Annotated in this window: 26 protein-coding genes and 1 pseudogene; 15 read left to right on the forward strand and 12 right to left on the reverse strand. The window is 65.8% G+C overall.

All coding sequences use genetic code 11. The features are described 5' to 3' along the window. Nucleotides 1-97: 97 nt before the first annotated feature. The 3 genes from LGM89_RS06380 to LGM89_RS06390 all read right to left on the reverse strand — a co-directional run bounded on the left by LGM89_RS06380 (nucleotide 98) and on the right by LGM89_RS06390 (nucleotide 1293). On the reverse strand, nucleotides 98-643 hold the full coding sequence (locus tag LGM89_RS06380; RefSeq protein WP_226272621.1) for a hypothetical protein: 546 nt from the start codon (nucleotides 641-643) through the stop codon (nucleotides 98-100). Beyond that, entirely contained in the window at nucleotides 640-876 is a 237-nt protein-coding gene (locus LGM89_RS06385) for a hypothetical protein (RefSeq protein ID WP_226272622.1), read from the reverse strand. The genes LGM89_RS06380 and LGM89_RS06385 overlap by 4 nt, the downstream gene beginning before the upstream one ends. Nucleotides 877-969: 93 nt before the next feature. Next, complete coding sequence (locus LGM89_RS06390; RefSeq protein ID WP_069259119.1) at nucleotides 970-1293, reverse strand: DNA-binding protein; 324 nt, start codon at nucleotides 1291-1293, stop codon at nucleotides 970-972. 592 nt (nucleotides 1294-1885) lie between these two features. Between LGM89_RS06390 and LGM89_RS06395 the strand changes: the two genes are divergently transcribed. The 4 genes and pseudogenes from LGM89_RS06395 (at nucleotide 1886) to LGM89_RS06410 (ending at nucleotide 4790) form a co-directional block, all read left to right on the forward strand. Then, nucleotides 1886-2518: a LysE family translocator gene (locus LGM89_RS06395; protein WP_089497754.1), complete on the forward strand. Its 633-nt coding sequence runs from the start codon at nucleotides 1886-1888 to the stop codon at nucleotides 2516-2518. A gap of 82 nt (nucleotides 2519-2600) precedes the next feature. Next, nucleotides 2601-3179: a hypothetical protein gene (locus tag LGM89_RS06400; RefSeq protein ID WP_226272623.1), complete on the forward strand. Its 579-nt coding sequence runs from the start codon at nucleotides 2601-2603 to the stop codon at nucleotides 3177-3179. Nucleotides 3180-3310: 131 nt separating this feature from the next. Beyond that, nucleotides 3311-3385, forward strand: a pseudogene (locus tag LGM89_RS06405) (LysE family translocator); the annotation flags it as partial. Between the two features lie 208 nt (nucleotides 3386-3593). After that, nucleotides 3594-4790 carry a T6SS immunity protein Tli4 family protein gene (locus LGM89_RS06410; RefSeq protein ID WP_226272624.1) on the forward strand — a complete coding sequence of 399 codons (1197 nt, stop codon included), beginning with the start codon at nucleotides 3594-3596 and terminating at the stop codon, nucleotides 4788-4790. Nucleotides 4791-4876: 86 nt separating this feature from the next. On the opposite strand, the gene LGM89_RS06415 is transcribed toward LGM89_RS06410, so the two are convergent. Continuing rightward, complete coding sequence (locus LGM89_RS06415; protein ID WP_089463205.1) at nucleotides 4877-6505, reverse strand: NADP-dependent glyceraldehyde-3-phosphate dehydrogenase; 1629 nt, start codon at nucleotides 6503-6505, stop codon at nucleotides 4877-4879. Between the two features lie 943 nt (nucleotides 6506-7448). On the opposite strand from LGM89_RS06415, the gene LGM89_RS06425 reads away from it, so the two are divergent. Then, the gene (locus LGM89_RS06425) at nucleotides 7449-9578 is read left to right on the forward strand and encodes a TonB-dependent receptor (protein ID WP_226272625.1); all 2130 of its coding nucleotides are present in this window, start codon (nucleotides 7449-7451) and stop codon (nucleotides 9576-9578) included. 66 nt (nucleotides 9579-9644) lie between these two features. Beyond that, entirely contained in the window at nucleotides 9645-10139 is a 495-nt protein-coding gene (locus tag LGM89_RS06430) for a hypothetical protein (protein WP_226272626.1), read from the forward strand. Nucleotides 10140-10158: 19 nt separating this feature from the next. Here the strand turns inward: LGM89_RS06430 and LGM89_RS06435 are convergent, their stop codons facing one another. After that, a complete protein-coding gene (locus LGM89_RS06435) occupies nucleotides 10159-11106 on the reverse strand; it encodes a LysR family transcriptional regulator (protein ID WP_226272627.1) in 948 nt (315 codons plus the stop codon). A gap of 474 nt (nucleotides 11107-11580) precedes the next feature. Between LGM89_RS06435 and LGM89_RS06440 the strand changes: the two genes are divergently transcribed. Both LGM89_RS06440 and LGM89_RS06445 read left to right on the forward strand, forming a co-directional pair. Continuing rightward, entirely contained in the window at nucleotides 11581-12609 is a 1029-nt protein-coding gene (locus tag LGM89_RS06440) for a DUF1338 domain-containing protein (protein ID WP_089463203.1), read from the forward strand. A gap of 392 nt (nucleotides 12610-13001) precedes the next feature. Next, on the forward strand, nucleotides 13002-13307 hold the full coding sequence (locus LGM89_RS06445) for a hypothetical protein (protein WP_226272628.1): 306 nt from the start codon (nucleotides 13002-13004) through the stop codon (nucleotides 13305-13307). A 105-nt stretch (nucleotides 13308-13412) separates the two neighbouring features. Here LGM89_RS06445 and LGM89_RS06450 read toward each other — a convergent pair whose 3' ends face one another. From LGM89_RS06450 to LGM89_RS06470, 6 genes are all read right to left on the reverse strand, one after another. Next, on the reverse strand, nucleotides 13413-13667 hold the full coding sequence (locus LGM89_RS06450) for a GlsB/YeaQ/YmgE family stress response membrane protein (protein WP_089497745.1): 255 nt from the start codon (nucleotides 13665-13667) through the stop codon (nucleotides 13413-13415). 128 nt (nucleotides 13668-13795) lie between these two features. Further along, a complete protein-coding gene (locus tag LGM89_RS06455; RefSeq protein ID WP_089443317.1) occupies nucleotides 13796-14017 on the reverse strand; it encodes a hypothetical protein in 222 nt (73 codons plus the stop codon). A 56-nt stretch (nucleotides 14018-14073) separates the two neighbouring features. Further along, the gene (locus tag LGM89_RS37125) at nucleotides 14074-14205 is read right to left on the reverse strand and encodes a hypothetical protein (RefSeq protein ID WP_256941090.1); all 132 of its coding nucleotides are present in this window, start codon (nucleotides 14203-14205) and stop codon (nucleotides 14074-14076) included. 26 nt (nucleotides 14206-14231) lie between these two features. Beyond that, the gene (locus LGM89_RS06460; protein ID WP_039354235.1) at nucleotides 14232-14429 is read right to left on the reverse strand and encodes a CsbD family protein; all 198 of its coding nucleotides are present in this window, start codon (nucleotides 14427-14429) and stop codon (nucleotides 14232-14234) included. A 56-nt stretch (nucleotides 14430-14485) separates the two neighbouring features. Then, nucleotides 14486-14836, reverse strand: a complete 351-nt coding sequence (locus LGM89_RS06465) for a BON domain-containing protein (RefSeq protein WP_089497744.1) — start codon at nucleotides 14834-14836, stop codon at nucleotides 14486-14488. Nucleotides 14837-14898: 62 nt separating this feature from the next. After that, on the reverse strand, nucleotides 14899-15063 hold the full coding sequence (locus LGM89_RS06470; protein WP_179254921.1) for a hypothetical protein: 165 nt from the start codon (nucleotides 15061-15063) through the stop codon (nucleotides 14899-14901). A gap of 370 nt (nucleotides 15064-15433) precedes the next feature. On the opposite strand from LGM89_RS06470, the gene LGM89_RS06475 reads away from it, so the two are divergent. From LGM89_RS06475 to LGM89_RS06495, 5 genes are all read left to right on the forward strand, one after another. Continuing rightward, nucleotides 15434-16966 (forward strand): helix-turn-helix transcriptional regulator, encoded by a 1533-nt coding sequence (locus LGM89_RS06475; RefSeq protein ID WP_089497743.1) that lies wholly within the window; start codon nucleotides 15434-15436, stop codon nucleotides 16964-16966. A gap of 140 nt (nucleotides 16967-17106) precedes the next feature. Continuing rightward, nucleotides 17107-17298, forward strand: a complete 192-nt coding sequence (locus tag LGM89_RS06480) for a CsbD family protein (RefSeq protein ID WP_089497742.1) — start codon at nucleotides 17107-17109, stop codon at nucleotides 17296-17298. Between the two features lie 419 nt (nucleotides 17299-17717). After that, the gene (locus tag LGM89_RS06485) at nucleotides 17718-18869 is read left to right on the forward strand and encodes a branched-chain amino acid ABC transporter substrate-binding protein (protein ID WP_089497741.1); all 1152 of its coding nucleotides are present in this window, start codon (nucleotides 17718-17720) and stop codon (nucleotides 18867-18869) included. Then, nucleotides 18866-19066, forward strand: coding sequence for a hypothetical protein (locus LGM89_RS06490; protein WP_226272629.1), 201 nt, complete (start codon nucleotides 18866-18868; stop codon nucleotides 19064-19066). Before LGM89_RS06485 ends, LGM89_RS06490 begins: the two co-directional genes overlap by 4 nt. Then, nucleotides 19063-20235, forward strand: a complete 1173-nt coding sequence (locus LGM89_RS06495; protein WP_089457572.1) for an NAD(P)/FAD-dependent oxidoreductase — start codon at nucleotides 19063-19065, stop codon at nucleotides 20233-20235. Before LGM89_RS06490 ends, LGM89_RS06495 begins: the two co-directional genes overlap by 4 nt. 103 nt (nucleotides 20236-20338) lie before the next feature. Here LGM89_RS06495 and LGM89_RS06500 read toward each other — a convergent pair whose 3' ends face one another. Next, nucleotides 20339-21520, reverse strand: a complete 1182-nt coding sequence (locus tag LGM89_RS06500; protein WP_226272630.1) for a serine hydrolase domain-containing protein — start codon at nucleotides 21518-21520, stop codon at nucleotides 20339-20341. Between the two features lie 365 nt (nucleotides 21521-21885). Here LGM89_RS06500 and LGM89_RS06505 point away from each other — a divergent pair, with 365 nt between their 5' ends. Both LGM89_RS06505 and LGM89_RS06510 read left to right on the forward strand, forming a co-directional pair. Beyond that, nucleotides 21886-23013 (forward strand): aminotransferase class V-fold PLP-dependent enzyme, encoded by a 1128-nt coding sequence (locus LGM89_RS06505; protein WP_226272631.1) that lies wholly within the window; start codon nucleotides 21886-21888, stop codon nucleotides 23011-23013. 177 nt (nucleotides 23014-23190) lie between these two features. Further along, on the forward strand, nucleotides 23191-23601 hold the full coding sequence (locus LGM89_RS06510) for a GNAT family N-acetyltransferase (RefSeq protein ID WP_071333191.1): 411 nt from the start codon (nucleotides 23191-23193) through the stop codon (nucleotides 23599-23601). The last annotated feature ends 10 nt before the right edge of the window (nucleotides 23602-23611 follow it).

Here is a 23611-nt window from a genome sequence, read left to right on the forward strand (position 1 = left end):
CGATTGTACCTCCGTTTGCGGGGCGGGGCCGTCCGCCACGCTGATGCACGGCATCAGCCCGGCGTGCTGCCGGAAGCGGACGAAAGCACGCGGGCGGCTACTCGGAACCGAACGATCCGCTGCCGGGCGGCGGGGTCGCCGGGCCATACGACCAGGTGCCGTCCGCGCGGGCGGTCAGCACGTTGCCCGAGCGCCGGTCGTACAGATGCCACTGTTCGTCGGCCGGATCGTCGCCGTACGGCCAGGTCGTCAGCTTGCCGCCGAGGTCGAAATCGAACGCCCACGAACCCGGCCGGGCGCAGGGCGTGACCGACTGCAGGATCTGCCCGTCGAGCCGTTGCGCGGCGGCCGCGATGTCGCCGGATCGGGATTCGCTGTGCGCGAGCTCGTGACCGTCGAGCGCGATCGACCAATGGCAGTAGCAGATCCACAGATGCCCGTTGCCGGCCACCGTCACGTGCCGCGACGCGAGCCTGTCCCGTGCCGTCGCGGACAGGCCGGGCGAGCCGGCGAGCGGCTCCCTGACATGCAGCGCGGGTTGCCCGAATTCGAACGTGAGAAAGCTGCCCTGGCCTTTCGTCACGGACCAGGCAGGGGTGTCGCAGATGGCCGGCCAGATCCGGTCGAAGTCGGCAGCGGTCACGGCGCGCGTCTCACATCGGCGAAACAGGACTCGGCCTCGGCGTCGTCGGCGCTGCCGTCATCGTCGGCCACCCGATCGGACAGGCCGGCCGGCGATACGCGCATCGTCCGCTCGACGTCGCGATCGTCGCGGCGAGCGTTCGGGTCGAGCGTCTCCTGTGCGTCTCGTCCGTCGCGTTTCACGAACACGCCGAGTGCGCCGGCCTGTCGGGATGGCCGGTTCCGGGGAATCATGCGGCGAGATCATCGGGCATGCGCGTGCCGCGCATCGGGAAAGGCCGCCGCAGCCGTGCGTGACGCCCGCGGCAGCCGATGCAGTGCGCCGGCTCAGGCCGGATACGCATCGTCGACTTTCAGGTTCGCGAGCCGGAACAGCGTGCGCAGCGTCTGCGGATGAATGTCGCGGTGCGCGGCGAGCGACGTCAGCATGAAGTCGAGCACTTTCGCGTAGCGGAGCAGCACGAGGCAGCGCGCGAGATCGGGCGTGCGGCCGCGCATGTCCTCGGCGAGGTGAACCATTTCGGTGGACAACGAGCGTGCCATCTCGAGTTCCATCTGCTGCTTTTCGGTCCAGTCGGGCAACGGCTGTTCGAGCACCTTCGCGAGAAAGAGCTGGAACGACGTGTCGGACGAATTGGGCAGTGCATCCATGAAGGGCCTCGTTACTTGCTCGGATCGTTCGGGCGTGTCCGCTGGATGCGCCCGACGGTGGGTTCGTGTCCGCGCGGTGATCGGCGCGGCGGTTACCCGAACGGGATGCAGGTTTCGTACCAGCGGCACGAGACGATTGTTGAGTATTGTTGAGCCGCGAGGCGATGAGGGCCGCGAGTCCCGCCGGTACTGGGGGGAGGAGGGGACCGAGGAGGCGGTCTACCGGCGCGGCGCGATGCATATCGCGTACGCGGAGCAGCTCGCCGACGCGAAATGCTTCACGGATGTAACGTAACGCCGGGATAAATTGCGTGGCGCGTTCCCCGGCGGTCTGATGAATCGGGCCGGCCCGCGCGTGCCGCCTGCGCCTGTCAAGCGTTCGGGCCGGCGGAAGCGTTGGGACAGGGTGTCCGCCATGCTCGGCGAAAGCCGCCCGCGAATGTGCCGGGTGTTTCAAATCCGAGACGGATTGACCCGTGGCGATCCGGTTGCGCGCCCCGTCCAACTGGCCCAGCGAATTGTCGGCCAATTGTCCATGGGCAGACGGCGCGCGTTTGCCAACAATGCCCCGATCATCCCCGCGAGGTTCGACATGAGCGTCCACGCCTTCTTCTCGGCCAACCTGCTGCTGGCCTACACGGCTTACTTCATCGGGACGGCCAGCCCCGGGCCGAGCAATCTCGCGATCATGTCGGTCGCCGCGAACCAGGGCCGCAAGGCGGCGCTTGCGTTCGCGCTCGGCGTCATTTCCGGATCGATGTGCTGGGCGACGGTGGCGGCGCTCGGCGTGTCGGCCGCGCTGCTCGCGTGGTCGAAGCTGCTGGTCGCGATCAAGCTGTTCGGCGGGCTGTACCTGCTGTGGCTCGCGTACAAGTCGGGACGTACGGCATGGTCGGGCAACGCGGCGGCGTCGACGAACGCAGCGGGCGAGCAGCGGCTGTCGCGCTTCTACGTGCGCGGCGCGATGCTGCACCTGACCAATCCGAAAGCGATCCTCGTGTGGGTGTCGATCGTCGCGCTGTCGTCGAACGGCGCGGGCGCGTCGCACGGCGCCGTCGTGCCGGGCTGCATCGTGATCGGGTGCCTGGTGTTCGGCGGCTATGCGCTCGTGTTCTCGATGGACGGTGCGCGCCGGCTGTACGTGCGCGGCCGGCGCGCGATGGAAGCGTGTCTTGCCGTCGTGTTCGGCGTGGCGGGAATCAGGCTGCTGGTGTCGAACGTGTAGGGTGGGCGACCGGGTGTGATGCCGCTCAGGCAGACGTGCGCATCACCGGTGCCTCTGGACCATCCGAACGGGAGCTTTTAACGTGAGCCCATTCCGCCCCCATGTCATGCGCCTGCTGGGCGCGGGGTTGTTCGTTTCCTTTGCAATTGCAGGTGTTGCACGCGAGCCGGCGTTGCCCGAAATATCCGCGGCCAAGGGGCCCGTGCTACGCGATTTTGCTGACATCCGCCTCGCGGTCCGGTCGATCGAATGCGACGACCGCAATCAATGTTCGGTGTTGGCGCGCGGTGTCTATCAGGGCAAGACGGTGGGCGTCAAAGTCGTGTTCGGTGCGCGCGAAGGCGGGCGCAGCGGAATCGTCTATCACTCGATCGGCGCCGAAAGCGATGCGTTGCTGGGCGCACTGGCGACGTTGTACGGACAGCCGCAGCCGTCGGCGAAATTTGCCGCACGCGCGTACGGCGATGTCGCCGTGCTGAGCGGAGACCTCCGCGAAGTCGACACCTACCCGATGCAGGCGAAAGTCTTTTTCTTCGCCGACGGCCCTGAATCGCGCTATGCCGAGCTATATACGAACATCGACGTGACGCGCGGAGTACTCGAGATCCGGGAAAAGGACATGAGCTACCGGGCGAACGTACTGGCCGCGCTCGCGCGGTGAGCGGTCGATTCGTACCGGAGGCGGAGATCCAGTGCGTCTCCCGCGCTGGATCTCTGCGGCTTCAGAAAATAAAACCCGTATTGATGAACTTCGAGTAGTGATCCGACACGATCGAATCGAGCAACTGCTTGCGCCGGCTTTACGTCCGTGGCCGGCGTGCGATGGAAGCGTGTCTCGCCGTCGTATTCGGCGTGGCGGGGATCCGGTGCTGGTGTGAAACGTCTGACGCGGAAGGCCCGCCCGGTTCAGCTGACCGGCGGCCCGCTCGATCTCGACGCGTTGACGTTCCCGGTTCGGGCGTAGTGACGCGCTGGCGTAAAAAAGCCGCTGCGCGGGTGTGTGCAGTGGCTTTTTTGCGAACGGCGCGCTTCCGAACTTGAAGCGTCCATCGATGAACTTCAGGATCTGCACCCCATGATTCCGGTGAATTTCATACCGGACGTCATGGGCTCGCCTATAGTCACGAAAGACATCGGTGTCGAGGCTTGCTTCACGCCGAACATGGACGCGCCGGGTGCTTCTCGGCAACAGGGTGCAGACAATGAAAGATATCAATGTGCGGGGAGGCTCGTGATGGCGCGTTTTGTTCGTTCGCTGCTCTTGCTGACGGGGCTGTGTGCCTGCTCGTTCGCGTATGCCGTGGAACCCGGGATGAACAATCCGTTGTTATCGGAATTGCGTCCGTGGTGCATCGGTCGCCTGATGTTCGACCGGCCCGTCTCGAGCGAGATCTCGGACGAGCGTTACGAGTACCGCGGCGAAAAGCTGGTGACGACGCACGATGTGTCAGTGGAGGACTACGACGCCAAAGTCGCGGCGCGCGAGAAGGAACTGCGTACCAAACAGCGGGTGAATCCCGTCGATCTGCAGGAGCAGACGGGACGCATGTCGCTGGAAAAGGCCTTCTCTCCGGTGCCGCACTCACGGGTTTTCGTCTTCAACGATGCGGTGGTGAAAGCTGTCGCCTTGCCGTTCGATACGGAAGGCTATCTGTTCGCGAACCGCACGCTCGTCCGGACGACGAGCTTGATCGGTGCGGATGTGCTGGATCGGGCCGAAAGCATCTATGACGATACCTACCGCCGTATCAAGGTGCGCGATAACTGGACCGTGCCGACGGAATCCGGCTTTTGCTTCGATGGCGGGGTCGTCGCCGGCCCGTCGACTTACTCGGAGGAAGTGAGCCAGTCGTTCGCGTTGATGCCGGGCCGACCGGCGCTGCTTGTGATCAAGCTGCGGGATGCGGTGGACGTCGATCTGGAGCAACCGCTCACCCGCAATCTGCGCGCGCTGCGCGCGACACTCAATCGCATGCCGGGACGCTACAGCATCCTGCGCCAAGGCAAACGGCAGGTCGCCGGCATGGACGCTGAGGAGGTGCTGTTTGCGCTCAGGGATGGCGCGGTCACCGTCTATCGCTTCTACTTGCTCGCGCCGGGGAATCCCGCGACGGTGGAGCAGCCGCACACATCGGTCGAACTGCTGCTGGGCGCGCCCGCGCGCGACGACTTGCCACCGGAAAAGGCCACCTCGCCGGTGGACGAAGCGGGCGCGTTGCAAGTATGGGACACACTGCTGAACAGCCTGCGCGCGAGGCCTGGTGCGATCTGACCGGAGGCGGACGAGGTGGGGTGCGCACTCAACCCGATGACTCCGCCGCACTGACGCGCGGCGGAGGGCACCCGAATCAGCGCGCTTCAGAAAATAAAACCCGTATTGATGAACTTCGAGTAGTGATCCGACACGATCGAATCGAGCAGCTGCTTGCTGCTGTCGGTCTGCTTCGCCGCGACCATCGAGCGGATCGAGAACGCGCGCAGCGCGTCGCTCACCGACAGCGTGCCTTCCGCCGAATCCTTGCGGCCCGCGAACGGGAACACGTCGGGCCCGCGCTGGCACTGGCAGTTGATGTTCACGCGGCACACCTGGTTCACGAGCGGATCGACGAGCGCGCCGATCTGCGCCGGATCGGACCCGAAGATGCTGACCTGCTGGCCGTGATCCGACGTCGTCACGTAGTCGAGCGCGGTGTCCACGTCGTCGAACGTCGCCACCGGAATGATCGGCCCGAACTGTTCCTCGCGATACAGCTTCATCCCTTCCGACACCGGGTACACCACGGCCGGATAGAACAGCGTCTTGCTGAACTCGCCGCCCGAATGATTGACGACCTGCGCACCCTTGGCCTTCGCGTCGTCGATCGCGTCCGTCATGTAGGCCGTGCGATGCATGCCCGGCAGCGGCGTGATGCTGACGCCTTTCTCCCACGGCATGCCGATCTTCAGCTGTTCGAGCGCGGCGGTGAAGCGCTTCAGGAATTCGTCGACGATCGAGCGGTGCACGAGCAGCATCTTCAGCGCGGTGCAGCGCTGGCCGTTGAACGACAGCGCGCCGAGCAGGCATTCCTTCACGGTGAGGTCGAGATCGGCGTCGGGCAGCACGATCGCCGCGTTCTTCGCGTCGAGGCCGAGGATCGCGCGCAGCCGGTGTGACTTCGGGTGCTGCTTCTTCAGGTGGTCGGCCACCTTGCTCGACCCGATCAGCGCGAGCACGTTGATCTTGCCCGACGCGAGCATGTGCGGCACGACCACCGCGCCCGGCGCATAGATCGTGTTGATCACGCCCTTCGGGAACGCATCGCGGAACGCTTCGAGCAGCGGCTCGAACAGCAGCGTGCCGTACTGAGGCGGCTTGAACACCACGGTGTTGCCCATCAGCAGCGCGGGGATCAGCGTCGCGAACGTTTCGTTCAGCGGGTAGTTGTACGGGCCCATGCACAGCACGACGCCGAGCGGCGTGCGGCGGATCTGGCCGATCGTGCCTTCGGCGATCACGAAGCGCGAATTCGCGTTGTCGAGCTCCTTCAGCGCGTCGATCGTCTGCGTCATGTACGTGACGGTGCGGTCGAACTCCTTCTGCGAATCGGCGAGGCTCTTGCCGATCTCCCACATGATCAGGTTCACCACCAGCTCGCGCTGCGCGACCATTCGCTTGATGAAGTCCTGCATGCACGCGATGCGCTGCTCGACTTTCATCGTCGGCCACTCGCCGCGGCCGGCGTCGTACGCGCGCACCGCGGCGTCGAGCGCCGCGTCGCTTTCCGTTTCGCCCATCACCGGGTAGCTGCCGATCTCGACCTGCTCGACGCTGCCGTCCGCCTGTCGCACGCACACGGGCGACAGCACGGTCTTGGTCGCGCCGTCCCACGGCCGCAACGCGCCATCGACGAGCGACACGCGCTGGTGAATCGGCGAAGCGAGCCGGTACTCGGCGGGGATGTCCTGAAAGGCGGGAAACAGTTGCTGCAGGGAGGCGGAATCGGGCATGACGGTCTCGTTTGACGGGGTGTCCGGGAAGGACGGGCGATGCGAATCCTGAGCGGGAAATCCTCGATCCTGAATCGGCATCATGACGCGCGGACGACGACACGTCACGCGTGACCCTGGCCGATTCAACGACTGGAACCAGTTCCATTAAAAAGGAACGCCGGCGCGAATGCAAGAATTGCCGAATCGCGTCGCTTGCATCGTAAGCATTCAGAAAGACTGTTGCCGAATGCTTGGTATAAGCCGCCAACAGCGCTCGCAAACGTTTCAAACGGGCCGGTTTCAGCGGATAATGGCCCGGCGCGGCGAAGAAAAAAATGAAGTGAGCCTGAGAGCATAGGTAGTGAAAAAAGGAAGAAGGTCCGCCGCGCTGCCGATGCGAGGTCGGCTGCCCGGAGCGCCGGGTCGGGGTTGCCCGGTCCGGCGCGCACCGGACTTCGAATATGCGCCGTCCGCTTCGACGGATGCTTCGTGATCCTCTCCAGTCCTTTCGTCGTCGTCGTCGTCGTCGTCTCCCGAATCCCGCCTGTTGCCTGGCCCGTCATCGCCTGATGCGGTCGAAGCATTTCTTTCGTTTTTATTACCGCCGGATCGCGTAAAAGCGCGAAATAGAAAGGCATTCGTCAGGAATGCAGAGCGCCATGCGCCTGCACGTTGCGGGCAGGCGACACGTTGAAAATTAACTAAAAACACGAATCATTCTCGTTTAATATTTCGCTCCGTTACGAGCCGTGACGGAGCGTCACGGCCTCTTTCGTGCCGGTCTTGCCGGCCGGCTGCCATCCGCCGCCGGCCGTTCACCGGCCCGTCGGCGCGACGAGGCGATCCCTGCGCGCCGCTGCTTGTTCACGGAAAGGCTGTCGCCAGCCCGATTCACCGCGTGGTTCGCGCGTGGGCCGGATGCGTTTCCGTTCGCCGTTTTCCCTCAGCCTCTATTTCAACGATGAAACTCAACAAGAGCGCTTGCCATGCGCTGCTGATCGCCACGTCGCTGGCCGGCGCACGCACCTCCTTCGCACAGGCGAGCGACGCCGCGGCGACCTTGCCCGCGATCTCGGTCAAGGCGACCGCCGAGCATGCGTCGTACGACGGCGGCCGCTCGCGTGCCGCCACCAAGACCGACATGTCGCTGATGGACGTCCCGCAGACGGTGAACGTCGTGCCGCACGCGGTGATCGAGGACCAGAACGCGACGTCGATGCAGGATGCGCTGCGCAACGTGCCGGGCGTCGGCTTCTCGGTCGGCGACGGCCAGCGCGACCAGATCACGATCCGCGGCTTCAACAGCATCACGGACCAGTACGTCGACGGCATCCGCGACGATGCGCTCTACTATCGCGACCTGTCGAACGTCGATCACGTCGAAGTGCTGAAGGGGCCGGCGGCCGTGCTGTACGGGCGCGGCTCGGCGGGCGGCATCGTGAATCGCGTGTTGAAGCGGCCGGACGCGAACCCGGTGCGCGACGTGGGCGTGACGCTCGGCACGCGCGGCGAGCGGCGCGGCGAATTCGACCTCGGCTGGAATGCGAACGACGCGGCGCGTTTCCGCATCACCGGCGCGGCCGAGAACTCGAACAGCTTCCGCGACCAGTTCCAGCTCAACCGCCAGGCGATCGCGCCGTCCGCGCAGTTCAAGCTCGACAGCAACACGGTGCTGAACGTCGAATTCGACTACCTGCACGACCGCCGCACGTCCGACCAGGGGCTGCCCGCGTATCTCGGCCGGCCGGTCGACGTGCCGATCAACACGTTCTACGGCTCGGCCGACGCGGCGAACAGCTCGTACAACGACGTCTCCGCGAAGAGCGCGACGGTGTCGCTCGATCATCGCTTCAACGATTCGCTGTCGTTCCATGGCGCGATCCGCGCGTACGACTTCTCGCTCGAACGCAAGAACTACGTGACGTACGAGCCGATCAAGACGGCCGCGCATCCGGTCGTCACGCTCGACCAGTCGACGCGGCAGCGCACCGACCACGGCATCGACGGCCTGTTCGAGCTCACGCAGAAGACGTCGCTGTTCGGCATGCGCCACGAGCTGCTGTACGGGCTCGAACTGTCGCAGCAGCAGAAGTTCGACACGATCTACAGCGTGTCGAAGGTCGCGACCTACGATCTGTTCAATCCGCAGCAGGTGGTGCTGCCCGGCGTGCCGACCGGCGCGCGGGCGAAGACGAACGCGTCGACCGTCGTCGGGCTCGCGGGGGTGTACGCGCAGGACCTGATCTCGCTCACCGAGCACTGGAAGGTGCTCGCGGGGCTGCGCTTCGACTACCTGAACCAGATCCGCCACGACTACACGTCGTCGAACGTCAATCTCGATCGCACCGATCACGCGTGGAGCCCGCGCGTCGGCCTGATCTACGAACCGCTCGACTGGCTGACGCTGTACGGTTCGTTCAGCCAGTCGTTCTCGCCGCTGGCCGATACGCTGATCAGCTCGGGCGCGTTCTCGAACGGCGCCGCGCTCGCGCCGCAGAAGACCACCGCGTATGAAGTCGGCTCGCGCTTCGATCTCGGCGGCAAGGCGACGGCCAGCGTCGCGCTGTTCGACATGCGCCAGACCAACCAGCAGATCGGCGACCCGGCGAATTCCGGCTATGCGCTGCCGATCGGCACGCAGCACGTGCACGGGATGGAGCTCGGCTTCACCGGCGAGATCGCGCCGAAGTGGTCGGTGTATGCGGGCTACGCGTACCTGAACGGGACGGTCGACGGCTCGGCGCAATCGACGGCGGCCGGCGTCGCGGTGTCGAGCAACACGCCGGGGCTGATGCCGCGCCACAGCGCGAACCTGTGGGTGAAGCGCGAGCTGCCGTACGGCTTCTACGCGGCGGCCGGCATGCAGTTCCAGTCGGCGCGCTACACGTCGGCGAGCGATCTCGTCACGCTGCCGTCGTTCACCGTGTTCAACCTGGGCGCCGGCTATCGCAGCAAGAAGGTCGACGTGACGCTCACGCTCGACAACCTGTTCAATCGCCGCTACTTCATCGCCGCGCACGGCAATGCGGATCTGTACAACATGCCCGGCGATCCGCGCACGCTGACCGCCACGGTGAAGTGGCACATGTAATGCACGTGATGCAGGCGCCGGGTGACAATGCGGGGCTTCGTCACGATACCCCGCCCCTCACTGCCCATGATCCGCCAATCGATTGATGTGTCGAACCTGACCGGCCGCGCCCGCGTGCTGTGCGCCGTGTTGGGGCTGGCTTGCGGCGCGGCCGCGGCGCATGCGCAGACGATCCCGGCCGACGCCGAACCCGAATGCCATTCGGTGTCCGTCGGCCGGGCGATCACGTTGTCGGGCCGTTACGTGGTGGATTACGGCGATGAAGAGAGCGGGGAGGACGTTTGGTTCGAGGAGGACGACGCATCGGCGCGGCGCCTGCCGGACCGTTCGCAACGCGCGGGGGTGATCCGGTTCACGAATCAGCGCGATGCTCGGCGCGGTCTGCGGCTACCGGCGGCGCAACCCGAAGGCGTGTGCCGTTTCGACGGGCACGCGACGCTCGTGATTCGCGATCTGGAAACCGTGTGCCCGGGGCTGGAGGAGCCCGATCACGCGCGGCTGGTGAAGGTCGTGACGGCCAGCCCGCCGAAGCGACATGCGTGCGAGGCCGCCGCGCCATGAGGCGGGCGCGACCGCGCCGTTACTCGACGTCCTCGTCGTCCACGATATCGCCGCCATCCGCGTCGACATCCGGCGCCGCATACGCGCTCGCCTGCTCGAGCAGCCAGCCGCGAAACAGCTCCAGCGGCTTGCTGTGGCTGAACTCGGTCGGATACACGAGGTAGTACGCGGAATCGCCGACCGTCGCCGCATCGCACGGCACCACCAGCCCGAGCTGCTGAAACTGTTCCTCGACGAAGAACTTCGGCACGAGCGCGATACCGAGCCCGGCCGCGGCTGCGCTGATCAGCATCGTGTGCAGCTCGTAGCGCACGCCCTGCATCGTGCGGATGTCCTCGACGCCGTGCGTCTCGAACCACTGCGCCCACGCGCCGGGGCGCGTCGTCGAGTGCAGCAGCGGGTAGGCGAGCAGGTCCTCGACGCCGTGCACGGGGCCGTCGAGCAGCGCCGGCGAGCAGATCGGCACGACTTCCTCGCCGAACAGGTAGTCGGACGACGTACCGGGCCAGGTCGGCTTGCCGTAGTGGATCGCGGCCTCGAAGTGGGTGTCCTCGAACGAGAACAGGTCGGTGCGGCTGCCCATGTTCACGCGCACGTCGGGCGTGCGGTCGTAGAAGCCCTTGATGCGCGGGATCAGCCAGTGCGACGCGAAGGTTGGCAGCACCGCCAGCTCCAGGTAGCCGCCGCCGCTGCCGTGCGCGATGATCGACAGCGTGTCGCGGTCGAGCGCTTCCAGCGCGCGGCGCACCTGCGTGCCGTACAGCTTGCCGGCGCGCGTCAGCACGACGCGCTGCTTCACGCGGGCGAACAGCCGCACGCCGAGGCTCGCTTCCAGCGTCGCGATCTGGCGCGATACCGCGCTTTCGGTCAGGAACAGCTCCTTGGCCGCGTGCGTGAAGCTTTCGTGGCGCGCGGCGGCTTCGAAAGCCACGAGCGCGCCCATGTTGGGGATCTTGAATTTACGCATGATGTCAGGGTCTGTTTAGATATGGAACGCGCATGCGTTGCCACGAGAACGGCCGCTCGCGAGGCGCGCAACGCGGCGAGCGGCCGTTCTCGTGGCAACCCCAAATTAAAAAATCATGCCACGGGAATGCCCGAAATCGCCCGTATGGCGGCGTCGCTCGTCGCTTGTTTGGCTCGGCCAAACGGCGCTCCTCACTCCTTGCCCTACGAGCGATTTCGGGCATTCGCATGTGCGTTCCATATCTAAACAGGCCCTGAATTCGTCTGACGAACGCACCTGCCCGGTGCGGGCCGGCGGGCGAAGCCGGGAGCGGCTGATAATTCCAAAAACTCATCACATATCAATTTAATCTCGCTTTACGCCCGGCTGCAACCCTTTGAATAATGCTCTCCACGCAAGGTCAGGCGCCCGTGGGGCGGCCGGCCGACGAGTTGCCGGCACGTTTGCCGGCGGTCCCCCGAGACGAGAATCCTGATGCGCAATCCGAATATCGAGAGCTTGCTGACGAAGCTGCTGGGACAGGCGAAGACCGACGCCCTGTTCTCGACCCTGAACATGCCGGCCATCCTCGAAGAATGGGAAGACGGTGTCGTGACGCGCGCGGAAATCGCGCAGGCGATGAACATGGCGCTGTTCGAAGGGCTGCTCGAACGTTCGGCGAACGGCCGCGCGTACACGGCCGAAGCGGTCGAAAGCGGCGGCTCGGTCTATTTCGACCACGGCGCGCTGCGCACGGTGCGCTGGCCGCACACCGGCGCGTTGCCGCCGGGCGAGGCCGCGTTCACGCGCATCCTGCGCCCGCTCGGCTTCCGCCTGAACGGCCGTTACCCGCTCGACAAGCTCGGCATGACCGGCCGCGCGTATGCGCATGAAGACGCACCGGACGAAATCGCGCAGTTCTTCGTCAGCGAACTGCACCCGGAGCGTTTCTCGAAGGAATTCCAGCAGGCCGTGACGAACGTCGTGAGCACGTCGCGCGATCCGCTGTCGCCGGCGGCCGTCGCGCTGCTGTGGGAAGTCGAGCGCGAAGGCTGGCTGCCGCTGGAGGCCGCGCATGCGCTGCTGCCGGAGATCGTCGGCGCGTTCGCGCGCCAGCACGACCTGCCGAACGAACTCGACTACGAAACGCTGCTGCTCGAATCGGCGGAAATGGCGTGGATCGCGACCGAAGGCAACGCGTTCAACCACGCGACCGACCGCGTCGCCGACGTGTTCAAGCTGTCCGACGACGAGAAGGCGAAGGGCCGGCCGATGAAGCCGGAAGTCGAGCGCTCGCGCTCGGGCCGCGTGTTCCAGACCGCGTATCGCGCGGATACCGTCGAACGCGAATTCCGTACGCGCGACGGCGGCACGGTGAAGCGCAACGTGCCGGGTTCGTTCTACGAGTTCATCACGCGCAAGCGCACGTTCGACCAGGCGGCGCGCCGCTGGGTGACCGACCTGCGTTTCGATGCGGGCAACGCGCAGGGCATCTTCAAGATGACGGCGAACGCGGCGAAGTAACGAAAGGAAAGCGGGAGGCTGCGCTGGCCGCGACCGATTGGCCGGCCTACGCACGAACCGCGGCCTGAAGCGCCCTGCGAATGCAGGGCGTTTGCCATTTCGGGGAAGGGGCGTCATGGATGCCACGGCCGGGCGCGCGGGTTTGCGCGACCCGGAAAATCTCATCGAGCCGTGTCATATCCGCCGGTATGGGACGACAAACGTCTCGCCAGTCGAACCATCATTCATCGGCCGATTCGTCGTAGCACGTGTCAGGGAGACGCCTTTCGATCATCGGGTCGATGGATTGGACGAGATCTTGATGTCAGCTGGCAGTTCATGACACACGCTCAGGAAACCCGTGCATGCGACACGGGCGCTTCCCGACGTCCTTTCTTGACAGGAGAACCCGGATGAACCCGATTCGCAAGCTCATGCTGTGTGGCGCCATTCCGTTCCTGCTCGTCGCGGGTGCGGCACAGGCAGACGGTGGCGGCATTGGTCGCAGCGGCACCTACATGTCGCATACCAGCGACTGGACCATGATGATGATGGACAAGCTCACGCCCGAGCAGCGCACTCAGGCCATCGGCATCCAGCAAAAGATGATGGAGATGGAAATGCAGCACAACGAAGCGATGGCGAAGCTGCAGATGCAGCATGACAAGGACATGATGGCCTTGCAGAGCCAGTTGCTCGAACTCTACAAGGGGCACTAAGTATCGCGAGCCCGGTGTCGAACACCGGGCTCGTCCCTCATGGCGTCGAACGTGTCATTCCGGCATTTTTTGACGCAGCGCTTCGCCGGCGCGCTTGATGACCTGTCACGTTGCGCGATTGAACAGGCGGATCACGAGCAAGAGGATGACGGCACCGATGAGGGCGATGACGATCGAGCCGAGAATCCCGCTGAAGCCGATACCGAGCAATCCGGCGAGCCAGCCGCCGATCACCGCGCCCAGAATCCCGACGACGATGTCGATGAGCAGGCCGAAACCGCCGCCCTTGACGAGCACGCCCGCAAGCCAGCCGGCGATGGCGCCGATGACCAGCCATATGATCAAGCCATGCATATCCATGAACGATTTTCCCTCTGGATTGGCGAAATTTTTGTAAATCCGGCGGTCACGCCTTCACCTGCGGCCGCCGGCGCGCGGCGCCACGCCGGCGGTTTCGGCGAACGTCCACCGGCCCCGTCGTGACGCGTTCATTGCGACGCGGCCGTTGCCGCGCTTGCCGCCTTGGCTTTCTTTGCCGCGTGGTGGTGGCCGATCGCGCAACCCGCGGCGGCGCCCACAGCCCCGTGGTGCCCCGCGACGTGGCCGGCGACTCCGCCCACGGCCGCGCCCTTCAGGCACCCTGCTGCAAATCCCGGGATCGAAGCGGTCATCAACGCGATGCAGGCGACCGAGATCGAAAGAAATTTCATTGTTTATCTCCCTGAAAAACGAGTTGTTTTGATCGACTCTGATCGAGCCGGCACGCTCAGAAGACGTGCGTGATCAGAAAGAACAGCACCAGCAGCCCGACCGGCACGCCGAGCAGCCAGGCGATCAGGTATTTGCCCATGTCGTTGTCCTGGTGGCCGCGACGCCGTGGGCGCCGCGGCGGTTGCATTGAAGCGCGATGGAAGCGCTATCGCGTTACAGCTCGCGGTCGAAATCCTTCAACTGCTTCTCGGCTTCATCGCGAGCGATGCCGTAACGCTCCTGGATCTTGCCGGCCAGATACTCGCGATTGCCGTCGGCCACCTTCAGGTCGTCATCGGTCAACTTGCCCCACTTGGCCTTCAGTTTGCCGGAGAGCTGCTTCCACTGACCCTTGATCTTGTCCTCGTTCATCATGTGCTCCTTGTCATGCAGGGATAAAAGGCGCGGCGGCGTGCCGCGCCGGGAGGTCAGGCCTTCGCCTTCAGGCCGGATGCGTCGACGTGCTTCACGCCCTTGATCGCGCGCGTCACGGCGACAGCCTTCTTCACGGCAACCTTGGTCGGCAGCACGCCGGTGAGCGTGACGACACCGTCGACCGTCTTCACGCTGATGTCAGTGCTCTTCACGCCGTCGGTGGTCGCGAGTTCCCCTTTCACCTTGGTGGTGATCCACGTGTCGGTGACGGGCTGGTTCGATTCGGCCGTCATGTTGCTGTCGGCGGACGAGGCTTGCGCCTGTGCGCTCGTGAGCGGTGCGGCGCAAAGCAGGAAGGCCGCGCTGGCGGCGAGCAGCGTCGAAAGGTGCGAGGTCTTGTTCATTGATGTTCTCCTTCGATTGGCGTGGTGAATGAATTGACTGCCGAGCACGGCGCGTGCCCGGATCAACGGGCGATCGGCGTGTCGTAGCCGGGCTCGCGCGGCGGCATGTCCGGGCGCGGCACGTCGGGCGGCAGCGGCACCGGCGGATCGGTGCCGGGCGGCGGTTCGGGCGGACTGTCCGGGGCCGGTTCGGGCCGCGTCGGATCGGGTGTCTGATGCAGCTTCATCGTGCTTCTCCTCTGCGGTTCGGAAGGCAGCGCATGAGCGCCGATGCAGTACCAGCGTACCGATGCAAACGGGCGTGGACATCGCGCAAATTCACCTGATCGGCTAGTGCGTTTGCACGGGGTGTCGGGAAGGGGGCGGGGGTGCGCCTGCCGGCCGGGGCGTGCGGAAAGCAGGTGCAGCGTGTGCTTCGGGGATCGGCGGGACACCGCACGGTAGGGCAGGCCGTGCGCATGTACTATGACGAATAGTGCATTCGCGACTGTCGTGCACCGGTGCGGCACGCGATCATCGTCACACGCGCCGGCCGGCGCGTGTCGACGTGGCGGCAACCGGGCCGGCAGTCATGCTGACGACAGGGACAACCATTCGATGAACGAACAGGTAAACGAACAGGCGCTGAAGTCGCATACCGACCGGCGCCAGCTGCACCAGATCATCGCGGGGCTCACCGAGGGCGTGATCCTGATCGAGCCCGACCAGCGGATCGTCTGGGCGAACGAAGCCGCGCTCGCGATGCACGGCGTGACCGAGCTGAAGGCGCTCGGTGCGACCGTCACCGATTACCGCGAGCGTTTCCGGCTGCGCTACCGGAACAACCACCCGGTGCGCGATGGCCACTATCCGATGGATCGCGTGATCGCGGGTGAGGAGTTCAGCGACGTGACGGTCGAAGTGGAATCGGCCGCCGACGAAACCGTGAGCTGGGTTCACCGCATCCGCAGCCTCGTGCTGACGAATGCAGCCGGTGAGCCCGACTGTCTCGCGCTCGTGCTGCACGACGCGACCGAATGGGCGAGCGCCGAGGAACGCTTCGAGCGCACCTTCAACGCGAACCCGGCGCCGGCCGTGATCTGCCGGCTCGACGACCTGCGCTACGTGAAGGTCAACCAGGGCTTTCTGGACCTGACCGGCCACGCGCGTGACGACGTGCTCGGCCGCTCGGTGTACGAGATCGACGTGCTCGACCAGGCCGAGCGGCGCGACCTCGCGATCGAGCGGCTCGGCGAAGGCGCGACGATCCCGCAGATGGAGGCCGTGCTGAAGCGCGCGGACGGCAGCACGAAGGCCGTGGTGGTCGCCGGGCAGCCGATCGACATGAACGACGAGGCGTGCATGCTGTTCACGTTCATGGATCTCGAGCCGCGCAAGCAGGCCGAGCGCGCGCTGCGGCAGAGCGAGGAACGCTTCGCGACGGCGTTCCGGATGGCGCCGGTCGCCACCGCGATCGTCACCGCCGACCGCTTCGAATTGCTCGACGTGAACGACGCGTTCGCCGCGATGACGGGCCATGCGCAGGACGACCTGCTCGGCAAATCCGCGGACGAGATCGGGCTGTGGGCCGAGCGCGGCGCATGGCAGCGCATCGAGGGCCAGCTCGCGCGCGACGGCAGCGTGCGCAACGCCGACGTGCAGATCCGCACGCGGGAAGGCGACGTGCGCGATTGCGTCGTGTCGGCCGATCCCGTCGCGATTCACGGGCGCGACTGCCTGCTCGTCGCGCTGCTCGACATCAGCGACCGCAAGCGCACGGAGATGGAGCTCGTCTACGCGATCGAGACGGCGATGCAGGATGCATCGTGGTTCAGCCGCACGCTGATCGAGAAGCTCGCGAACGTGCGGCGTGCGAATGCGCCGGATGCGGGCGCCCAGCTGTCGGACCTGACCGCACGCGAGCGCGACGTGTTCGATCTGCTGTGCCATGGCCTGGCCGACAAGGAGATCGCCGGCCGCCTCGGGCTTGCGCCGAACACCGTGCGCAATCACGTCGCGACGATCTACGGGAAGCTCGACGTGCACAGCCGCGGCGAGGCGATCGTGTGGGCGCGCGAACGCGGGATCGTCGGCGCGGCCGATGCGAATGGCGCGCGTGGCGAGAAGGGCGGCGCGAAGGACAAGGACTGACGCCGTCGGTACGAATGCACCATGCGCGCTGGTGCATCCGCATCTGCCGCGCGCGGCCTCCGCTTGCGATCCTGTCCGCTCGGCGGTGCGGCGCGGGCCGTCACGCCGCCGGCTCTCCCCCACCATCGCAGGAGACGACCATGGACAGGAATCGCATCGAAGGCAAGCTCAAGCAGGTCAGGGGTTCGGTCAAGGAAGCGCTCGGCAAGGTCACGGGCGACCGCGAGACGGAAGCGGAAGGCGTCGCTGAACAAGAGGCCGGCAAGATGCAGGAGCAGGCCGGCGAGGCGGCCGATGCGGTGCGCCAGGAGACGGGCACCGATCGGCACTGACCGATGACGCGGCGCCGCGGGCGTCGCGATGGCCGGCCGGGCCGTCATCGCCACGATGATGCGCCGCCGGCATGACCACGGCCGGCCTTGATGGCCGGGCGCCGGCGCGGCATTCCACGGTAGCGATTTACCCGCGGCCCACCGTTGCGTGGGGCGCGGGCCGCCCGCGTATGCGGAACTTGATGACAAATCCTCACAACATAGTTCCGATATTTCGTTTGCTGCACGGGTATTGGCTATCCACAATCCATTCACCTCTTTCGCGATGAAAGGCTCTTCGGAGACGGAGCCGCGGCGATCGACCGGCCGGCAAGGGCGTTGCATGACGCCCCGCAGGCGGACGACATGACCGGCACGCGGGAGGTTGCCGACGCGCGGCGATCGCGCGTTGCATCCCGGCCCCCAGAACAAGGATTGTCATGACGTTCCGCATTCGTTCGCTTTCCGGCGTCGCATTGACCGCCGCGATCCTCGCGCTCCAGACCGGCGCGGCTCACGCGCAGGAGACGGTCGTCAAGGTCGGCGTGGCCGGCCCGCTGACGGGCGGCGGCGCCGCCTACGGCAAGGACATCGAGAACGGCGTGCGCATGGCCGTCGACGAAGCGAATGCCGCGCGGACGACGGTGGGCGGCAAGCCCGTGAAGTTCGTCGTCGCGTCGCAGGACGACCAGAGCGATCCGCGCACCGGCGTGCAGGCCGCGCAGCAGCTCGCCGACGCGCAGGTGGCCGTCGTGATCGGCCACTTCAATTCGGGCACGACGCTGCCCGCGTCGAAGATCTACGCGAAGGCCGGCATTCCGATGATCACGCCGTCGGCGACCAATCCCGACATCACGCGCGCCGGGCTCGGCACCGTGTACCGCGTGATCGCGACCGACACGCAGAACGCCGGCAACGCAGGCGCGTATGCGGCGAGCGTGACCAAGGCGAAACGCATCGCGATCATCGACGATCGCACCGCGTTCGGCCAGGGCGAAGCCGACGAATTCGAGAAGTCGGTGAAGGCGAACGGCGGCACGATCGTCGCGCGCGAATTCACGAACGACAAGGCGGTGGATTTCAGCGCGCAGCTCACGAAGATCAAGAGCACCAACGCCGATCTGGTGTTCTTCGGCGGGCTCGACGCACAGGCCGCGATGCTCGTGAAGCGCATGCGCCAGCTCGGCATCCGCGCGCAGTTTCTCGCGGGCGGCGGCGTGATGAACGCGAACTTCATCAAGCTGGCCGGCAATGCGGCGGAAGGCGCGTCCGTGTGGGAATACGGGCAGCCGCTGGCGCGTCTCGCGAAGGGCAAGGAATTCGAAACGAAATTCAAGCAGAAGTACGGCATCGACATGCTTGCGTACGCACCGTTCGCGTACGACGCGACGTGGATCGCGATCAACGCGATGCAGAAGGCGAACTCGACGAAGCCGGCCGATTTCAACGGCGCGCTGAAGGGCACGCGCTACGACGGCATCACGGGCACGATCGCGTTCACGAACACGGGCGACCTGAAGAACCCGAGCTCGACGCTGTATGAGGTGAAGAACGCCGCGTGGCAGCCCGTCACGACGAAATCGGCGGATTGAACGCCGCCCGCGCGCGGACTTTCGCGGCGCTGCCGGACGTGCTGAAATGCCATCAGCGATCGATGCCGATCGCGGCGCACGCCGGTGTGGCAGCCGCACGGGTTTGCCCGCGCGACGCCGCGCGCGACGCGGCACGAACAACCCACGGGCGGGGCCGGCTGGCCGCGCCCAATCTGTGCAACTGGAGTCAGTCGTGAGTTCTCAAGTCGTCATCGTCGGCGGTGGTGTGATCGGCAGCTCGATCGCCTATTTCCTGCGCGCCACCGATCCCACGGTTTCCGTGACCGTGATCGAGCGCGACCCCACCTATGCGCGCTCGTCGTCGGCGTTGTCGGCCGCGTCGATTCGCCAGCAGTTCTCGACGCCGCTGTCGATCGAGATGTCGCTGTTCGGCATCGACTTCCTGCGCACGATCGGCGAACGCCTCGAAGTGGATGGCCATCAGCCGTCGATCGACCTGCACGAAGGCGGCTACCTGTTCCTCGCGACGCCGGCCGGCGACGCGACGCTGCGCGAGAACCATGCGCTGCAGACGAGCCTCGGCGCGGACATCCGGTTGATGGATCGCGATGCGCTGCGCGCGAAGTTCCCGTGGCTGAACGTCGACGATCTCGTGTCGGGTGCGTATGGCGTGAGCGGCGAAGGCTGGTTCGACGGCTACGGGCTCGTGCAGGCGCTGCGCAAGAAGGCGCAGGCACTCGGTGCGCGCTATGTGCCGTCCGACGTGAAGGACGTGGTGCGCGACGGCCGCAAGGTGACGCACGTGGTCACGGCCGACGGCGAACGCTATGCGTGCGACACCCTCGTGAACGCGGCCGGCGCATGGACGCGCACGCTGTCGTCGATGATGGGCATCGACATCCCCGTGTATGCGCGGCGCCGCAGCATTTTCAACGTGTCGTCGCCGGCGAAGCTCACGGATTGCCCGCTGCTGATCGATCCGACCGGCGTGTATTTCCGGCCGGAAGGGCGCACGTATATCTGCGGGACGTCGCCGAGCCCGGACCGCGACCCGGACGACCTGCCGCTCGACGAAGTCGACCACGACCTGTTCGACGAGGTGATCTGGCCGACGCTCGCGAACCGCGTGCCGGCGTTCGAGGCGCTGCGCGTGGAGAACTGCTGGTCGGGGTACTACGAGTACAACGTGTTCGACCACAACGCGATCATCGGGTATCACCCGGACCTCGACAACGTCGTGTTCGCGAACGGCTACAGCGGCCACGGGCTGCAGCAGGGGCCGGCGACGGGGCGCGGCGTCAGTGAACTCATTCTGGGCGGGCGTTACGACACGCTCGACCTGTCGACGCTCGGCTGGGCGCGCGTGCTGGAGAACCGGCCGATCGTCGAAAAGAACGTCGTGTAGCGCGGCGTGACCCGCCCGGTGTGGTGGGCGGGATTCTCCTTGTGTCTCACCTCATTGGCCCGACCGTGTCGGGCCTTTTTTGTTGCGCGTGCAATTGGGCGTGTCAGCCGACGCCGTAGACCGCGTCGCGCAGATCGAGCGTGTACGGGCCGTTCATCCCTTCGTAGAGCGTGTTCGACAGCGACACGACGGTGAGCCCTTGTGCGCGATCGACGAACCACGAATGACCGTAGACGCCGCCCCAGCGCCACGTGCCCGGCGACTCCGGCGACAGCGCCGCGCGCGGGTCGCGCAACACGGAGAACCCGATCCCGTAACCCGCGCCGGGCAGGTCGGGCAACGCGAGGCTGCCGGTGTGGATGCGGCCCATCTCGTCGACCAGCTCGGCCGGCAGAATGGCGCCGCCGCCCGCCCGCAGCGTGTCCAGTACGTTCAGCACGTCACCGGCGGTGCCGATCATCCCGGCGCCGCCCGATGCGAACGCATTCTTGTCGAGCGCGCGCGACGGCGAGTACGTCACGCCGACGGAGCCTTCGTAGATGGGTACGGCTTCGTTCTCGGCGAGCCGGTGCGGCTGCGGCGTGTCGTTGACGTAAGGCGTCGCGAGCCGCGCGGCGTCGCGTGCGACGAATCCCGTGTCGCGGGTGCCGAGCGGGCGGAGCACCAGCGCATCGACCGCATCGGCGAGCGGTTGTCCGGTGACGGCCTCGATCACCGCGCCGACCACGTCGATGGAGAGCGAATAGTTCCAGCCGGTGCCGGGTGCGTACTGCAACGGCACGCTCGCGATCCTGCGCATGTTCTCGGCGAGCGTGATCGAGGCGCCATCGAGCCCGTCGGAGACGCCCGCGCGAGCATATGGGCCCGCCGCGTCGGCTTCCGCGTAGCGATAGCCGAGGCCGGCCGAATGCGTGAGCAGGTGGCGCACCCTGATCACCGGCACGCTGCCGTCACGCAGCGCCGGACGGAACTCGGGCAGCCACTTCGTGACGTCGTCGTCGAGCGACAGCTTGTGCTGGGCAACGAGCGCCATGGCGGCCGCCGCGACGATCGGCTTCGTCACCGACGCGAGCCTGAACAGCGTGTCCTCCCGCATCGGCGTGCGTGCTTCGCGGTCGGCGAACCCGGCCGCGCGGCGATAGACGAGTTCGCCGTCGCGTGCGATCAGGACCACCACGCCGACGAGGCGTTGCGTGTCGAGTTGGCGGGACAGTACCGCATCGACGCGCTCGGCGAGCGCGGGATCGGCCGACGGCTGCTGTGATGATGCTCGGTTGGGGATCATCGAAGACTCTGTCGTGAAGGGGGAGCCGACATGGTAGGCGGCATGCGCCGGACGTGCCATTTATCCGTACATGGAACAGGGCTTCGTGGGCGTCGTGCGCTGCAACGATCGGCGTGGACGGACACGGGGCGGGCGATTCAGCCGGGGCCCGCCGTGGCTCCGTTGCAGCGCGGCGCGTCGGCCGGCGGCGGCGCCCCGTCACGCCTGCGCCAGGCGGCCGACAAAATATGCCCCAAGCGGCGCGCGGCCTTCGTTAGAATCTGCTTTCGTCGAGAAAATAACGCAATTGCATGGGTGCAGCGCGGTATCGCATCACGGACACTGCTCGCCCAGATTCCATCGTTCATCTTTCACCGGAGGCGAGCATGCCAGGATTACTTCCCGATGTTGACCGCGAGGGGCTCCTCGAATATTCGGTGGTGTACACCGATCGCTCGGTCAACCATATGTCGCAGCGCTTTCAGGGTGTCATGCGCGACATCTCCGGCACGCTGAAGAAGGTCTACCACGCGAAGTCCGTCGTGATCGTCCCCGGCAGCGGGACGTTCGGCATGGAAGCCGTCGCGCGGCAGTTCGCCACCCACAAGAAGTGCCTCGTCATCCGCAACGGCTGGTTCAGCTTCCGCTGGTCGCAGATCTTCGACATGGGCAGCATCCCGTCCGAAACGACGGTGCTGAAGGCGCGCCCGGTCGAAGCGGGACGGCAGGCCGCGTACGCGCCGGCGCCGATCGACGAAGTGGTCGCCGCGATCAAGGAACACAAGCCGGATCTGGTGTTTGCGCCGCACGTCGAAACCGCCTCCGGGATGATGTTGCCCGACGGGTATCTGCGCGCGGTGTCGGATGCCGTGCATGCGGTCGGCGGCATGTTCGTGCTCGATTGCATCGCGTCCGGCACGGTGTGGGTCGACATGCAGGCGAGCGGCGTCGACATCCTGATCAGCGCGCCGCAGAAGGGCTGGAGCGCGTCGCCGTGTTGCGCGATGGTGATGCTCGGCGAACTCGCCCGCGAACGCATCGATGGCACGACCAGCACCAGCTTCGCGTGCGATCTGCGCAAGTGGCTGCAGATCATGGAAGCGTATGAGGGCGGCGGTTTTGCTTACCACGCGACGATGCCCACGGACAGCCTCACCACGCTGCGCGACGTGATGAAGGAAACCGAGGCGTACGGCTTCGACAAGGTGAAAGCGGAGCAGCTCGAGCTGGGCAAGCGGATTCGTGCGCTGCTGGCCGAGAAGGGCTTCCGGAGCGTGGCGGCGCAAGGGTTCGAGGCGCCGGGTGTCGTGGTCAGTTATACGGACGACGACGGGATTCGAACCGGGAAGAAGTTTGCCGACGTCGGGTTGCAGATCGCGGCCGGTGTGCCGCTGATGTGCGACGAGCCGGAGGATTTCAAGACCTTCCGGCTGGGGTTGTTCGGGCTCGACAAGCTGCACGATGTCGATGGGGCGGTTGGGCGATTTGCGGATGCGCTGGAGCGGATTCTTTAAGGCGCTTCTCGGATTGGGCGAGGCAGTGGGTGATGGGTGTGCGCGCCTTTGGTCTACTGCCTCGCTGGATGGAGGGTCATGGTCTTGTCCGATCCGCGCGTTCGGGTTCGTGGTTCGATGGGCTCATGCGCAGCGAGGCCGGTCCATCTGCCTGTACGGCTAACCTGAAGGGTTCGCATGGCATACGTCGTTCGACAGGAAGTCCCGTCGGTATCCGACTACATCGGCATTCGTCTTGCCGCAGGGTTGAGCAGAAAGTCGGAACAGGCTGCGACGATCGGGCTGAAGAATGGCCTTTTCAGCGTCGTGGCGTATTGCGACAGCGATCCGGTCGGAATTGGCCGCGTCATCGGCGATGGCGGCTGTTTCTTCGAGATCGTCGATATCGCGGTGTTGCCCGCTCACCAGAAGAAGGGCGTGGGCGACCTGATCATGCGGGCACTCATGGGCTACGTTCACGAGCACGCGCCGCCGACCGCCTACGTCAGCCTGATGGCAGATCACGGGACACCGAAGTTCTACGAGCGTTACGGTTTTCAACCGTCGGTGCTGCCTGAGAAGGCGGGGATGTTCCTGCGGATCACGTAACGTTGAGGCA

The organism is Burkholderia sp. AU31624 (assembly GCF_020420065.1).
Taxonomy (GTDB): domain Bacteria; phylum Pseudomonadota; class Gammaproteobacteria; order Burkholderiales; family Burkholderiaceae; genus Burkholderia.